We start from the raw sequence: 13,103 nt of genomic DNA, 5'->3' as shown, positions 1-13,103 counted from the left end.
TTTGGTCATGAAAAGATACCGCAGATCCCTGCCTCCCCTCGATGGCCTCATCTTTTTCGAAGCTGCGGCGCGTCATCACAGCTTTTCCGCTGCGGCGGAGGAGTTGCTGGTCACCCAGACTGCAGTCAGCAAGCGCATCCGGCAGCTCGAAGATCACCTGGGTGTCGCCTTGTTTTCGCGTTCGGGCCGGGTAATCGAGCTGACTGACGAAGGCCGCAAGCTGGCTGAGCAGAGCGCTATCCTGCTCGACTTTACCGAGGCAGCCTTGGCCAGCGTTGCCTCACGTCCCGATGCCCCGGTGCGCATCGCCGCCAACAGCGCGGTGTCGCTATTCTGGCTTTCGCAGCGGCTGAAAGGCTTTGGCCTGTCCGATCAGGCCTGCCCGGTCGAGCTGGTTTCCTCCGATCTGCCCGCTGCCCTACTAGATGATGCGAATGACATCGCCATTCTGCATGGATCCGGGGAATGGCGGGGCCGGGTAGCAATCCCGCTGCTGCCCGACATCTTGGTGCCGGTGATCTCTCCCCGGCTGGCGGATCAGGCGGATATTAGCTCCGGGCAATTGCTCATGCTCATCGCGTCTGACAAACGCCCGCCTTTGTTGAATTTCCCGAGGGTAACGCCGGATTGGACCAACTGGGACAATTGGGGCAACGCCCGCGAAGTGAAGGATTGGCCGCAAACCCTATGCGGGACCTACGCCCGGTCCATCGGCGCGGCCCTGGAAGGTGATGGTATTGCGCTGGCCAGCCCGCATATTCTGTCGGCTGAGCTGGCCAGCGGGCAATTGCTGCAGCTTGCCCCCGTGGCGCAGTCCAGCCAGCACGCGTATTTCCTGACATATTCGGATGCACGGCACCTGCGCCCGGATGCCAAGCGGCTTGTGGACTATCTAGAAGGAAATGCCGGTTGAACTGCCGCGACCTCCTTCACGGCGGGTGTGCCTTGGAAAAAAGTGATGGGGCCGGTTTCCCGGCTCCACCTTGCTTCTGAGGTGAACAGCTCACCTTCGCAATGTTTCTAAGAAGGCCGGAGTCAGAAAAAACCCAGTTTGTTGGGGTTGTAGCTGACCAGCATGTTCTTGGTTTGCTGGTAGTGGTCCAGCATCATTTTGTGGGTTTCACGCCCGATCCCGGACTGCTTGTAGCCGCCGAAAGCTGCGTGTGCCGGATAGGCATGGTAGTTATTCACCCAGACACGCCCTGCTTCGATATTGCGGCCAAAGCGATAGGCGCGGGTGCCGTCGCGGGTCCAGACGCCGGCGCCGAGGCCGTACATCGTGTCATTGGCAATGGCGAGTGCTTCCTCCTCGTCCTTGAAGGTGGTGACAGATACGACCGGACCGAAGATTTCCTCCTGGAAGACCCGCATCTTGTTATGGCCCTTCAGAATGGTCGGCTGCACGTAAAACCCGTCGGACAGGTCGCCGTTGAAGCGCGCGGCTCCGCCGCCGGTCAGCACCTCGGCGCCTTCTTCGACGCCGATGGTCAGGTAGGACAGGATCTTGTCCTGCTGCTCCTGGCTGGCCTGGGCACCTACCATAGTCGCCATGTCGCGCGGATCGCCCTGTTTGATGGCCTTCACCCGCGCGATGCAGCGTTCGATGAACTCCTCGTAGATGTCTTCCTGGATCAGCGCGCGGGACGGGCATGTGCAGACTTCACCCTGATTGAAGGCAAAGAGGACGAAGCCTTCGACCGCCTTGTCGAGGAAGGCGTCGTCTTGGGCCATCACGTCAGAGAAAAAGATATTGGGGGATTTGCCGCCCAGTTCCAACGTCACCGGGATCAGGTTTTCGGTCGCGGCTTGCATGATGATGCGGCCGGTTTCAGTCGAGCCTGTAAAGGCGATCTTGGCGATGCGCGGCGACTTGGCGAGCGGTCCGCCCACTTCCGGCCCCATGCCATTGACGATGTTGAGCACACCTGCGGGCAGCAGATCGGCGATGACCTCAACCAGTACCATGATTGCAGCCGGGGTCTGTTCGGCGGGTTTCAGCACGATGCAGTTGCCCGCAGCCAGCGCGGGGGCCAGCTTCCAGGCTGCCATCAGAACTGAAAAGTTCCAAGGGATGATCTGGCCGACAACGCCAAGCGGTTCGTGAAAGTGATAGGCGACCGTGTCATGGTCGATCTCGGACATCGAGCCTTCCTGGCCGCGCAGCACGCCGGCGAAATAGCGGAAGTGGTCAACCGACAGCGGAATGTCCGCGGCGGTGGTTTCCCGGATCGGCTTGCCGTTGTCCCAAGTTTCCGCCGTGGCGATCAGCTCCAGATTTTCCTCGATCCGGTCAGCGATTTTCAGCAGCAGGTTGGAGCGCTCGGCGGCAGAGGTCCTGGCCCAGGCGTCCTTGGCGGCGTGGGCCGCCTCCAGTGCCCGCTCCACGTCCTCAGCGGTGGAGCGGGCCACCTCGCAGACCCTGGCGCCGGTGATCGGGGTGATGTTGTCGAAATACTGCCCCTTGACCGGAGCCGTGAATTTGCCGCCGATGAAATTGTCGTAGCGGGTCTTGAACGGAGAGACGTGCTCGCCCGTGATCTGGGTCTGTTCGTTCATGGTATCCTCCTCTGGTCCCGGTCCTCCGCCGGGAATGCCAGAGAAGATGCTGGCGTGTTTTCGCGCTGTCAGCCGAGCCGGACCGGTCCCTTGCCGCAACCTGTCTCAGAAGTGAGACAGGTCAGGTCTGGTTTCCGCCGATCCCGAGCCGCTTCATGCGCCGGTACAGGGTTGCCCGCCCGATCCCGAGGTTGCGCGCGGCCTCGGAGACGTTGCCGTTTGCCCGCGAGAGCGCCCGGTTCACCGCTGCCCGCTCCGCCTTTTCGAAGCCGGTCGGGCCGTCTTCCCGCCCGAAAAGGTCCGACGCAGGAAGCGACGTTATCGGACCTGTCTGGTTCAGTCCGAAGGCCTTGCGGGCACCTCGCGTTGCACCAAGCACAAGGTCATCCTGATCCACCGCCAGCAGCATCGACGCCTCGCTGTCATCGGTATTGGCCACGATAATCCGCGCGCGGGGAAAGGCGGCGCGAAAGTTGTCCGTCTCGATCTGCCGGGCGGTCTGGGCCACCATCGCGGCGATGAGCTGGTTAAACGCTTCGGTCTGATCGGCACGGGCGGAAGAGACGTCGAGGGCGCCGATCAGTTCGCCTTCTGGTCCGAAGATCGGCGCGTCCATGCAGCTCATGCCGGTGTTGCGGGCGTGGAAATGCTCATCGCGGTGAATGATTACCCGGCGGCCCTCGGCGATGCAGGTGCCAATCCCGTTGGTGCCTTCCGAGGCTTCCGACCAGTCTGATCCCGGCGCCAGCCCCCAGGCCTCGAAGGTGGAAACATCGCTCTTGGATGTCCGCAGGTCCAGCACCACGCCCTCCGCATCTGTCAGCAGCACCCCGCAGCCGGAACTGCCGACCAGCTGGAACAACGCGTCAAGTTTAGGGGCGGCCACCAGCATCATCGCCTCGGATTGCCCGCGCCGTTCCGCAAGTGCCTGCTCAGTGATGCGCTGAACACCTCTCTTTTGCCCGGGGTCCAGCCCGTGGTGGTCGAGCGATCGCCGCCATGACGCTGCCAAACGAGACCGCGCGGCAGCGCCTGGATGGCTCGTGACCTCCACCACGCGTTCGACGTGCCGTGAATCTGAACCCAAAACGAAGTTCCTCCCAGCATCAACACTCGCAGGTTTTTTGCATTCTGCAAAGAACGCCCTAGTCTCTGGGCTGAAGGGCAAGGCAACTCTGCACTCATGCCGGGATACTTACGCTACCCGGATGTTGAACAGAGGTATGAGGCTGGAGGAGGTCTCCCACCTTCTCGGACACGCCACTGTGACCCAGACTCAGAAGTACGCCAAGTTCGCCAAAAGGGATGTAGCGGACAGGGCGAGGGAGATCATGAATGGCCGCTGAAATCTCTGTGGCCTCAAATTCGGCCCCTGTATGGACCTACTATACACGCCCCAACGCCAAAGAAGCTACTTGCTAGCTGATTTCAAAGGAGAAAATGGCGATCCCTGAAGGACTCGAACCCTCAACCTGCTGATTAGAAGTCAGCTGCTGTTTAGCAGCATAGAAACCAGTGAAGCTCCATTTATCTGAATAAAATAAAAGATTTTGTGCACCCCTTTGCACATGTACAAACACCAGATACCATAGTGGCGCCATGATTTTGTAACCCTGTTGTAACCCGCAATGCCGAAACTGGAACAGACCAACATCACAGATTCTATCGCCCGCTCTGCCAAGCCGCGGGACAAGAGATACGACATCTTTGATGCGCGTCTGCGGGGGATGGGGCTTCGGGTCGCGCCATCTGGAACCAAAAGCTGGATCGTGATGCGGCGCGCTAACGGGCGGATGGTGCGGAAGACAATCGGCCGGTACCCGGAACTGTCTCTGGCCGATGCCAGGATTGCCGCAGCGCAGGTCTTGGCGGAACTGGCCCGAGGTGAGGTGTCTGAGCGAAGAGACACGCTGACTGCTGGTGCAGCCGTAGCGGAATGGCTCCAGAAAGATCAATCAAACAACCGCACAGTTCGGCAAGTCCGGAATGCATTTGAGCTGTATGTCCTGCCAGCATTTGCCAACAGAAAGCTGAAGGACATAACCAAGGGCGAGATTCTGCACATCATCGACGCGATTGTTGATCGCGGCGCAGGGGTACAGGCAAACCGCGTTCTGTCATTTCTGCGGCGGTTCTTTAACTGGTGCATCGAGCGTGACTACCTTGCGTCCAACCCGACGGCGGGAATTTCAAAGCCCCATGCGGAAAGGCCGCGTGAGCGGGTGCTGTCGCCCTCTGAGCTTTCCGCAATTAAAATGACCTCTGACAGCATCGGGTACCCCTTTGGCTATCTGCTGCAATTGCTGCTCCTGACCGGCCAGAGGCGTGACGAAGTTGCTGAGGCCACATGGAGTGAAATCAATCTGGAAGAACGCCAATGGACGATCCCCGGTAGCCGCGCGAAAAACGGCCGACCGCATGTTGTTCACCTGTCCGCTCAAGCAGTAACGGTTCTGACAGCGATACCCCGGGTCGATGGTCAGGACTTGCTGTTCAGCACAAACGGGAAACGCCCTGTCAGCGGGTTTTCTGCCGCAAAGAAGCGGATTGACCGGTTAAGCGGCGTGACTGGCTGGACACTTCACGATCTGAGGCGGTCCTTTGCAACGCACGCAACTGAAAAACTCGGTATCAGCCCTGTTGTGGTGGATAAGATCCTCAATCACCAATCTGGTGCAGTGAAGGGTGTTGCGGCAGTATATCAGAGGGGCGCCTACCTAGATCAGCGGCGCGAAGCTATCGATACCTGGGCGAGTTGGGTCACTGAAGAAGATGAAAGGCACCGAATAATCAGCAGCAACGGAGTATCTGATGACGCCCACGAGCAGCAAACGGCAGCCGAATAAAGGCAAGCCCAACCGGGCAGGAAAATACCTACTTGGTGCTGTACGTTACTTACTGACTCACCCAGATGTCAGTAAAGACGAGGTAATTGAAATTTGCCGCCGAGCCCGCGAGCTTGCGTCACAAGACCTAAAAGACTCTCAGACTGAAGATGAAAAGCGGAGCGGACACGCCGTAATCCAAGCTGCAGAAGCATTGGAAAAACGCGAAAACGGTTTCGATCCTGCGGCTTTCCAGGATGTCTTTGACGGTTTTGTGGAAGCCGTCCACGGCGGGCCACGTAACGTGAATTTGGGCGGGAGGCGCATAACTGGTAAGTTGAGCGCCAAAGAGTGCTTTCTGCGGGCCGCAGCAGTTGTGCTTTGGGGTAAGTTTCGTGAAGAGCGAGACAGCCTTGCCGCTGAAGCACGGCAAATCCTCGGGATAACAAGTAAGGAAAAGCTTCGGAGGATTGTGGACAACCATGATCAGCGCCACAAAGACGATAAAAGACCCAGCCCCCTGTCTGAGCATATTTCCAGTGTGGAAGAACTTGTCGAAGCGGGCTGGCATAAATTATCTGATTTTGCCTGACGAGGCCTAGGATTCAGCAACCCGGCTCGAAGTCAGGTCAAAGACTGAACGGAAGTGCTAGGTGACGGCTTCAGACCTGGATAGGAAACAGCATGAAGCTGAGCAGATGCTCAGGTACAGTAACCACCGATGTTGGCGTTCATCTTGAAAAGGCACGTCAAAACACGGTCGAAACTCCCCAGGCGCCTTGAGCAATACAATCAGGTTCTGCTGTAGCTTTTTCTTCGGCAAGTCGGGCCTGAGCCGTCATAAGCCAGTGAGCGCATCTAGTTTTCAGTTGCCCCGTCATTACGCAGAAGCCGCCAGCTCTCCACACCAAGGCCTTCAGCAACACGGTACAAGTTGTCGATAGAAATATTCTGCTCAGAACGTTCGACCGCGCTCAGATAAGTTCGGTTCAGCCCGGCTTCTGCAGCTAGCCTTTCCTGAGACCAGCCGCGCTCAGCCCGAAGCAGGCGCATGTTCCGCGCGACAATCTCTCTGAGTGGACTTTTTGGTGTTCTCTTCACACTCAATGCTATTGCGCACTGATGGTTTTAGCTCTACCTGTTTTAAGAGACATTCGGGATCGGGAAGACTAGACAGCCCCGTTGACGTGATGGTGCGGTGAAGCCGACAGCTTAGAATAACGGGCAGGCGGTGAACCGCACTAAAGAGAAGCACACCCAGGGCAATCAGCGAATATTTGCTCTCCTCTTCCTGACGTTACCGGGAGGATAACTAATGCTGCGGAAAATTTGGCTTCTGTCTGCCTTGGCCCTTTCAGGATGCGTAGATCCTGTACCCAGCTTAAACAATGACCAGGTGTGTGCTTACGCCCGCATATTAGATGAATGCACCTGGGAGGGCTGCTACTATCAGAGCATTGGATTGTGGGCCAATAGAGCCTATGGCGTAAAAGCTGTGAGAAGGCAGATTGCTTCCCGCGGACTGGACTGTTCGCCAGCCTACCGTATGCCTAAATCTAAATTTGTTAATAGCTCTATAGCTTTGCTGGGTGAAATTCCTCAAGCATATGTTGATGGGCCGGAGACCAGCGCAGCCAAATCCAGAGCACGCGTTCAAGCCCAGCTTAGAGCCGCGCTGGCGATCTACCATGCGCAGAACTCAAGCTCGTCAAATTCTCAATGCATTTTGGAGCAGACAGTACCTTCCGGACTGCAAAACATTTGTGTCTACGATTGCAATGGCAGCACACAGACCCGCATCATCCCCTCGGCAGCAATTTGCCCTTTGAGTTAAGATAGTGCGTCACCCAGCACATACCTGCAGTTGCTCAGAATCTCCGCCGCTCCGCATTAAGCACCAGACCCAAGGTCTCCCCCAAGATGGAGGCAATCGGGGGCTCAGACCATCATCAGTGTCTTCTGCCACCTCGGATGCCTTCGGGGGAGGGGCGCCGCCCATTGAGTAATTTCTGCCGCAGCTCAGAGCACTGAGACCCAACCCGGCAGAATTCATTTCGCTCCGCCATCAATCCCGCCGAAAAAACTGCTGGAACACAATAGGTTCCGGAGATTTCCAGGTTTCCTACACGCCCCCCATACCGTGTAGGAGCCGATTGGTTCCATCTTGGTGAAACCAAAGCCAACATAGAGGAACACAGGCATGAACCGCATTCTGACACGCGCTCAGCTCAAAAAAATTGTACCGTACAGCGCTACCCATCTTGCCCGCCTTGAGCGGGCGGGCAAGTTTCCGAAGCGTATTAAACTCAGCCCCAGCAGGGTTGGATGGCTGGCATCAGAGGTTGATCAATGGATCATTGACCGGGCCGAGGCGCGGAACAATGGCTAACGCATCCCCGAACCACTCTTTTTATGCCGCCAATCCTCCGGGATCGCTGCTGATGGACGCCCAATCCCTGACACACAATCTCGGCGGCTGCTGGCGAAACGGGCACGGCCAAGCGCCTTGCCCAGTCTGCCAACCCGAGCGCCGACGCGATCAGAACGCGCTTTCTATTTCCATCGGCACCGGCAGGCTGCTGCTGCATTGCTTCAAGTCCCGCTGCAACATCGCCGACATTTCTGAGGCGGCCAACACACCGCTTGCGGCGGTGCAGGTTGACCCGGCAGCCCGGCAGGAACACGTGCGCAAGCAGGCCGAATACCAAGCGGCCAAGCTGGAAATGGCCCGCAGCCTGTGGGATGCTGCAAATCCGATAGCCGGAACCAAAGCCGAGGCATATCTGCGCCAGCGCAGAATAACGATACCGCTGCCCGCGTCCCTTCGCTTTGTTCCGGACCTGCATCATGGCCCAACGGAGTCTTTGTGCTGTGCAATGGTAGCCGATGTGCGGCTTACGGGAGGCGTTCACAGAACGTTTTTCACCAAGCAGGGGAAGCGGGTCAGTAAATCCGCCAAGATGATGCTGGGGCCGTGCAAGGGCGGCGCTGTGCGCCTGTCCGAGAGCGATGGCCCGCTTGTGGTGTGCGAGGGCATCGAAACCGGCCTGAGCCTTCTGAGCGGGCTGCTCAGACGTCCTGTGACCGTATGGGCCGCACTGTCCACCTCCGGCATGAAGGCGTTGCATCTGCCGGACAATCCCGGCGAACTGCTGATTGCCACCGACAGCGACGACGCCGGAGCGGGCACAGTCGCCGGGAATATTCTCGCACATTCCGCATATACGCTCGGCTGGAATGTGTGGCTGATGCCAGCACCAGACGGTATGGACTGGAACGACGCACTGCAGAGCGGGGTGTCGGTATGAAGGACATGAATCCCGCCATCGTCCCTTTCAAACCCGGAGATCACTGGGCAACCCCAGATTTGTCTCTATGCGACCCGGATCGTCCACCGCCGCCGAAAATGTCGCAGAATGAGCTGACAACCCTGTTCGGCCCTTGGGCAAACTGGTTGCTGGTTGCTGCCGAGGTTAAGAACGCGCCAATAGATTATGTCGCCCTTGCTCTTTTGACATCAGCCAGCGCGGTCATCGGCAACTCCCGGTGGGCTGTTCCGTGGCCAGGGTGGAAAGAGCCCCCCACTCTCTGGGGCATGCTGGTCGGTGATCCGAGTTCCATGAAAAGCCCAGCGCAGGACGCAGTCCTTGATCCGATCAAGACCATTGATGATGCGCTTGCCGAAAGCTACCGCGAAGAACGGCAAGAATGGGAAAGCGAAGATGAGGTTGCCCGCCTGGTTCTTGCGAAATGGAAGGCGGATGCAAAATCGGCGCTGGCTGAAGACGGGGTGCCGCCCTCCAAACCTGCTGAGGCCGACGCAGGCCCGCCTCCGACCCGCAGACGTATTCGCATTACGGATGTGACAACGGAAAAAGTTGCGGAGTTGCTGGCGGCAACGTGGCGCGGCCTGCTGCTATCGCGGGATGAACTCGCGGGCTGGCTCAGCTCCATGGACCGGTACAGCGGTGGAGGGGATCGTCCCTTCTGGCTCGAAGCCCATGGCGGACGCATCTATACCGTGGACCGCAAATCCAGCCCGGAGCCCATTTGCATTGACCATCTATCGGTCAGCATCCTGGGGGGAACGCAGCCCGACAAGCTGTCTTCCCTGCTGGTTAAATGTGATGATGACGGCTTGCTGGCCCGCTTTCTAGTGGCCTTCCCCGATCCGGTACCATTGCTGCTTCCAACGCGCACTCTGGATGAGCAGCGGCTTGTCGAGGCGTTTCAGCGCCTACGCGGGCTGTCTCCGGCCACAACACAGGACGGGAAGAAGCGACCCTTCTATGTGCACTTGAATGAGGCCGCCCGGAAAGCGCTGCAGGATTTCCGAGTTCAATGCCGTGAGTGGGAGGGGGAGACAACTGGCCTGATGAAGAGCCACATCGGCAAAATGCCAGGCCTGGTGGTTAGGGTAGCCAATGTGCTGGCCCATCTCGATTGGTGTGCTTCCCCGGCAGGTGATCCGGTGACGGAGATCACCGCCGCACATATCGGCCGCGCATGTCATTACGTTGGAGAACATCTTCGCCTTCATGCGTTGAGAGCCTACGGGGCAGCCCCCCCAAGCCCTGAGGTAAAACTGGCTCGCAGGCTGGGAGAGATGATCCGGCGGGAGCACCTGACTGAAGTCAACCTTCGGGAACTTCAGCGCCGCGAACTAGCCGGGCGGCCGAACGCCAAGCAGCTGCGGGCAGCCCTGGACGTGTTGGTCGAGGCCGACTGGCTGGAACCGATCCCGAGCCAGGGGGTCGGCCGACCGAAGAACTCCTACGCTGTGAACCCCAAACTGGGGGACCTGAAATGAGCCGCTGGCTGGCGCTTGCCGAACCCGATGGTCAAAGTCAGGACCAAAACCCGACAACCAGCCAAAACCGGACAAAAACAGGCCATGAGGATAACGGCGACACCAACTCGCAGCCAAAGAGTGCGTTTCGTCCGGTTTTGTCAGGGTGTCAGGTAGAGGTAACAAAACCGGCTGAGGTGGGCCAAACCGAGGCCCGTGCAGAGCCAACGTCTCAGGCATATGGGAATGAGTCCACGTTTCCCTATGGGAAATCTCATGGCGGAGGGATAATGGCCTGGTCAGGCAAGGTTGTCAGCTTGGAAGAGTGGCGCAACCTTAGTGAATGGGACAGGCACGGCTCAATCGGCAAGATGTGGAACGGGATTGCCCGGGCGTGGGAGGACGCGGACTGACCCACTAAGGAAAACTTGCGCCCCGGAACGTCTGATACGGAACCAGCATGAATTGAATCAGCAGTTAGAATGACATGGCCAGCGGACAAGGCACGGAAAGTGAACTACCCACTTGCGACCGAACATATCAGCCTGAGCCCGGCGAGGCCTTGTAAGATCTTGCCTCCAGGTCCGTGATGAATGCATGATTATTGTTCTATCTGGATGTTGCTGATCAGGCATTAGCGGCTTCAGCCGTGGCGGGCAGTTGGCCGTCAGGCAGCCCGAAGCTCAGGCTTCCCAAGTCCATCCGGGCCGGGCTTCTTCAGGCGTTGAAGAGCAACAATACCGGGCGCCAGTTGATTTTCGCCCGATCTTCGACCCCACCCCGGGGGCACCCCCGCCTTGCAAGGCCATAGCGCAAAGGCCCTACCTGGCATGCCAGGCGAACGGCTAGTCATTCCGAATGTGCATAAATTTCCTTCCCGGATCAGCAGGGCCTCAGCAGGTTCTGAAACATACGCACCCCTATTTGTAACGACCTGCAATCATAAACGGTTCGGCTTGCACTCATCGTGATTTTCGGCCCGAATTAATTGCGATTATAGAGGCGGACAAACTCACTTTAATTGCGAATGAACCAAGATTGTTTGCAACCAGCCTGCAATCATCGGACTGAACCTGGATTGCATGCGAGTGGGCTTAGTGCAGCATGGAGCACCGTCCACAACACTGCTTGAACTTCTTGCCGGAGCCACAGGGACAGGGTTCGTTTCGACCGACCTTTCCACCTTGATGCGTGAATGTCCCGGCAGGCGTGGTGGATAGATTGCGCTGTTTCAGTAAATACCTGTGCATCCGCATGACGCCAGCGGCCGCGCCGATAACCAACTCCTCGCGTTGCTCATCTGATATGGGCTCGTCGTATGGGCGCATCAACAGGCGCAAATCCGCCGGGGCAACCGTCTGGAAAACCCCGGTTTGCAAGATGCTCAAAGCTGCAACTGCGCAGATTTCGGGAGGCTCTGCGCCGGAACTATTGGGGGCTAGGCGGCGGCATTGAATAGATATTCTACCGAGAGGGCTTGCGTAGCCAGCCCTCTCTCGGGTAGCGTGCGGCAAAGTGAACTAAACTGCCAGTAGCGCATCGCGCCATATCCCCCTTCCTTGCCTCGGCCGATTCTCGAACGATTGGCCGTGAGGCAATTTTGTCATCATCACAAGCCTGTTTTGCTGGGTTATTGAGTAGAGGGTGAGGTATTTGCCACGCGGCAGCGCATTTATTGAAATGGAGAAGTTAGATTGAAGTCCCCAAGCTTTCTCGAGCGTATTTCGACTAAATTCCCAAGTAAGGCGAAAATCATTTTTTATTTTTTTGTACTTCTCTTGCCGTTCGGAACTGTAGGTGCTTCAGAAAAAAAATTATCTTTTGCCGAGGAGTTAGGGCGGCCCGTTACGTTTACCTATTTTCATCCAGTGCCTGGGTTGCAGAAAAAATTGAGACAGATAGACGTAGATGGGGAGATTGCAGTCGAAACAGACTGGCATCCCTTTAGTGACGGTGACGTGTGGGTGTTCTTCCTGCTTGATGAAGCAGAAATAGAAATAATGCCAATAGAAGTTATTCGGTTCCTAAAAAATGAAGGGCGTTTACCAAGGAAACCTTTCTCCAGGCTTGAGGTTACCTATCCAGATGGAAGTAAAAAACTCCTTTTGATTGTGATGATGAAGCCGTTCCTGAAACAGGGTCTGGAAACTTATCGCTGCAAGATTGCATTCACAATCAAGTGGGCCGTTTCCGCGTCCCCCGAAGAGTTGGATGAAGACGTCCCAATGGAATGTCCTTGATGCGGCATTAAGACAATTTTGTTCAATTGCAATAGAGAATATTGGATCTCTCATGTCTGGATTTCGAACAACTGATAATGGCTTCGTTGCTTCACGTGACTTTGGCTTAAATTTTGGGAGGTATGACTCCGAGGGTAGTGTCGCGGTGGGGTACAACGCATTTACTGGTGACTATACCTTTTCTTTTAGCTCTACGTCCGATGTTTCATCAAAAAAATCAAATAAACATGGTGGGCTGTGGGGGCCAGACTTTGACCTTTCGAGGCAAGCGAAAACAACTATTGAGGTGACTATTAATTTTGATACCGGTGTTGCAGTTGAAACTTCTTACGGAACGCAAGTATCATTTGAGAGCGGTGCATTCACGGGGGTCCTGGGCATCAGAGGAACCGTAACTTCATCCGGGCTTGTCGAGGAAGATGGAACGGTAATTGGCAGCCTTGAAACGTCGCTGGAAGCTCATTGGTCGGCAGATGTTTCGGTGCCGCACGACCCAGATTTTTCCGATTTGGGCTTGGCTGGCTTCACCTCTGGTTTTACTACCAGTGGAAGTATTAGCTTGGGGTGAGAGTGTCCGGTCTTCTGTGTATGACTGATCCGGTCCATGCTTCACCGAAAGGAAGCATGAATGAGCATCTCGAAAGAAATCCTGGACGAATTGCTGAAGGGCGTGGAGCGCCCTGAAGACCTGCT

At 56.9% G+C, this 13,103-nt stretch carries 14 protein-coding genes and 1 tRNA gene; 10 read left to right on the top strand and 5 right to left on the bottom strand.

Features of this window, described 5'->3' with window-relative positions; genetic code table 11:
• Positions 1 to 7: 7 nt before the first annotated feature.
• Positions 8 to 913: a LysR family transcriptional regulator gene (locus tag AB1A62_RS19980; RefSeq protein ID WP_366663222.1), complete on the top strand. Its 906-nt coding sequence runs from the start codon at positions 8 to 10 to the stop codon at positions 911 to 913.
• A gap of 122 nt (positions 914 to 1,035) precedes the next feature.
• Here AB1A62_RS19980 and AB1A62_RS19975 read toward each other — a convergent pair whose 3' ends face one another.
• Both AB1A62_RS19975 and AB1A62_RS19970 read right to left on the bottom strand, forming a co-directional pair.
• A complete protein-coding gene (locus AB1A62_RS19975; protein WP_366663221.1) occupies positions 1,036 to 2,556 on the bottom strand; it encodes an aldehyde dehydrogenase family protein in 1,521 nt (506 codons plus the stop codon).
• A 121-nt stretch (positions 2,557 to 2,677) separates the two neighbouring features.
• Positions 2,678 to 3,643 (bottom strand): GAF domain-containing protein, encoded by a 966-nt coding sequence (locus AB1A62_RS19970; protein ID WP_366663220.1) that lies wholly within the window; start codon positions 3,641 to 3,643, stop codon positions 2,678 to 2,680.
• Between AB1A62_RS19970 and AB1A62_RS19965 the strand changes: the two genes are divergently transcribed.
• Positions 3,600 to 3,902, top strand: a complete 303-nt coding sequence (locus tag AB1A62_RS19965) for a tyrosine-type recombinase/integrase (RefSeq protein WP_366663219.1) — start codon at positions 3,600 to 3,602, stop codon at positions 3,900 to 3,902. The two genes, AB1A62_RS19970 and AB1A62_RS19965, sit on opposite strands and share 44 nt — an antisense overlap.
• 95 nt (positions 3,903 to 3,997) lie before the next feature.
• Here AB1A62_RS19965 and AB1A62_RS19960 read toward each other — a convergent pair.
• A tRNA-Arg gene (locus tag AB1A62_RS19960) sits at positions 3,998 to 4,070 on the bottom strand.
• Between the two features lie 114 nt (positions 4,071 to 4,184).
• On the opposite strand from AB1A62_RS19960, the gene AB1A62_RS19955 reads away from it, so the two are divergent.
• Together AB1A62_RS19955 and AB1A62_RS19950 are read left to right on the top strand one after the other, a co-directional pair.
• Positions 4,185 to 5,402, top strand: coding sequence for a tyrosine-type recombinase/integrase (locus tag AB1A62_RS19955; RefSeq protein ID WP_366663218.1), 1,218 nt, complete (start codon positions 4,185 to 4,187; stop codon positions 5,400 to 5,402).
• Positions 5,368 to 5,973, top strand: coding sequence for a hypothetical protein (locus AB1A62_RS19950; RefSeq protein ID WP_366663217.1), 606 nt, complete (start codon positions 5,368 to 5,370; stop codon positions 5,971 to 5,973). Before AB1A62_RS19955 ends, AB1A62_RS19950 begins: the two co-directional genes overlap by 35 nt.
• Before the next feature lie 266 nt (positions 5,974 to 6,239).
• Here AB1A62_RS19950 and AB1A62_RS19945 read toward each other — a convergent pair whose 3' ends face one another.
• Complete coding sequence (locus tag AB1A62_RS19945; protein WP_366663216.1) at positions 6,240 to 6,434, bottom strand: helix-turn-helix transcriptional regulator; 195 nt, start codon at positions 6,432 to 6,434, stop codon at positions 6,240 to 6,242.
• Between the two features lie 1,147 nt (positions 6,435 to 7,581).
• On the opposite strand from AB1A62_RS19945, the gene AB1A62_RS19940 reads away from it, so the two are divergent.
• The 4 genes from AB1A62_RS19940 to AB1A62_RS19925 are packed head-to-tail and all read left to right on the top strand — an operon-like array spanning position 7,582 to position 10,583.
• Positions 7,582 to 7,770, top strand: coding sequence for an AlpA family phage regulatory protein (locus AB1A62_RS19940; RefSeq protein WP_366663215.1), 189 nt, complete (start codon positions 7,582 to 7,584; stop codon positions 7,768 to 7,770).
• Positions 7,763 to 8,689, top strand: coding sequence for a toprim domain-containing protein (locus AB1A62_RS19935; RefSeq protein WP_366663214.1), 927 nt, complete (start codon positions 7,763 to 7,765; stop codon positions 8,687 to 8,689). Before AB1A62_RS19940 ends, AB1A62_RS19935 begins: the two co-directional genes overlap by 8 nt.
• Positions 8,686 to 10,191 (top strand): YfjI family protein, encoded by a 1,506-nt coding sequence (locus AB1A62_RS19930; protein ID WP_366663213.1) that lies wholly within the window; start codon positions 8,686 to 8,688, stop codon positions 10,189 to 10,191. The genes AB1A62_RS19935 and AB1A62_RS19930 overlap by 4 nt, the downstream gene beginning before the upstream one ends.
• Positions 10,188 to 10,583 (top strand): hypothetical protein, encoded by a 396-nt coding sequence (locus tag AB1A62_RS19925; RefSeq protein ID WP_366663212.1) that lies wholly within the window; start codon positions 10,188 to 10,190, stop codon positions 10,581 to 10,583. The genes AB1A62_RS19930 and AB1A62_RS19925 overlap by 4 nt, the downstream gene beginning before the upstream one ends.
• Before the next feature lie 681 nt (positions 10,584 to 11,264).
• Here AB1A62_RS19925 and AB1A62_RS19920 read toward each other — a convergent pair.
• Complete coding sequence (locus AB1A62_RS19920; RefSeq protein ID WP_366663247.1) at positions 11,265 to 11,420, bottom strand: SEC-C metal-binding domain-containing protein; 156 nt, start codon at positions 11,418 to 11,420, stop codon at positions 11,265 to 11,267.
• A gap of 444 nt (positions 11,421 to 11,864) precedes the next feature.
• Here AB1A62_RS19920 and AB1A62_RS19915 point away from each other — a divergent pair, with 444 nt between their 5' ends.
• Both AB1A62_RS19915 and AB1A62_RS19910 read left to right on the top strand, forming a co-directional pair.
• Entirely contained in the window at positions 11,865 to 12,410 is a 546-nt protein-coding gene (locus AB1A62_RS19915) for a hypothetical protein (protein WP_366663211.1), read from the top strand.
• Positions 12,382 to 12,978 carry a hypothetical protein gene (locus AB1A62_RS19910; protein WP_366663210.1) on the top strand — a complete coding sequence of 199 codons (597 nt, stop codon included), beginning with the start codon at positions 12,382 to 12,384 and terminating at the stop codon, positions 12,976 to 12,978. The genes AB1A62_RS19915 and AB1A62_RS19910 overlap by 29 nt, the downstream gene beginning before the upstream one ends.
• The last annotated feature ends 125 nt before the right edge of the window (positions 12,979 to 13,103 follow it).

The organism is Leisingera sp. JC11, assembly GCF_040704725.1.
GTDB lineage: Bacteria > Pseudomonadota > Alphaproteobacteria > Rhodobacterales > Rhodobacteraceae > Leisingera.
Note: the sequence above shows the minus strand (reverse complement) of the source record. Positions and strands in the feature narration are given on the sequence as shown.

Excerpts from the sequence above, each read along its gene's own strand:
- AB1A62_RS19980 (WP_366663222.1), top strand. The coding sequence starts at position 8 with ATGAAAAGATACCGCAGATCCCTGCCTCCCCTCGATGGCCTCATCTTT.
- AB1A62_RS19975 (WP_366663221.1), bottom strand. The coding sequence starts at position 2,556 with ATGAACGAACAGACCCAGATCACGGGCGAGCACGTCTCTCCGTTCAAG.
- AB1A62_RS19955 (WP_366663218.1), top strand. The coding sequence starts at position 4,185 with ATGCCGAAACTGGAACAGACCAACATCACAGATTCTATCGCCCGCTCT.
- AB1A62_RS19950 (WP_366663217.1), top strand. The coding sequence starts at position 5,368 with ATGACGCCCACGAGCAGCAAACGGCAGCCGAATAAAGGCAAGCCCAAC.
- AB1A62_RS19945 (WP_366663216.1), bottom strand. The coding sequence starts at position 6,434 with ATGCGCCTGCTTCGGGCTGAGCGCGGCTGGTCTCAGGAAAGGCTAGCT.
- AB1A62_RS19940 (WP_366663215.1), top strand. The coding sequence starts at position 7,582 with ATGAACCGCATTCTGACACGCGCTCAGCTCAAAAAAATTGTACCGTAC.
- AB1A62_RS19935 (WP_366663214.1), top strand. The coding sequence starts at position 7,763 with ATGGCTAACGCATCCCCGAACCACTCTTTTTATGCCGCCAATCCTCCG.
- AB1A62_RS19930 (WP_366663213.1), top strand. The coding sequence starts at position 8,686 with ATGAAGGACATGAATCCCGCCATCGTCCCTTTCAAACCCGGAGATCAC.
- AB1A62_RS19925 (WP_366663212.1), top strand. The coding sequence starts at position 10,188 with ATGAGCCGCTGGCTGGCGCTTGCCGAACCCGATGGTCAAAGTCAGGAC.
- AB1A62_RS19920 (WP_366663247.1), bottom strand. The coding sequence starts at position 11,420 with ATGCACAGGTATTTACTGAAACAGCGCAATCTATCCACCACGCCTGCC.
- AB1A62_RS19910 (WP_366663210.1), top strand. The coding sequence starts at position 12,382 with ATGAAGACGTCCCAATGGAATGTCCTTGATGCGGCATTAAGACAATTT.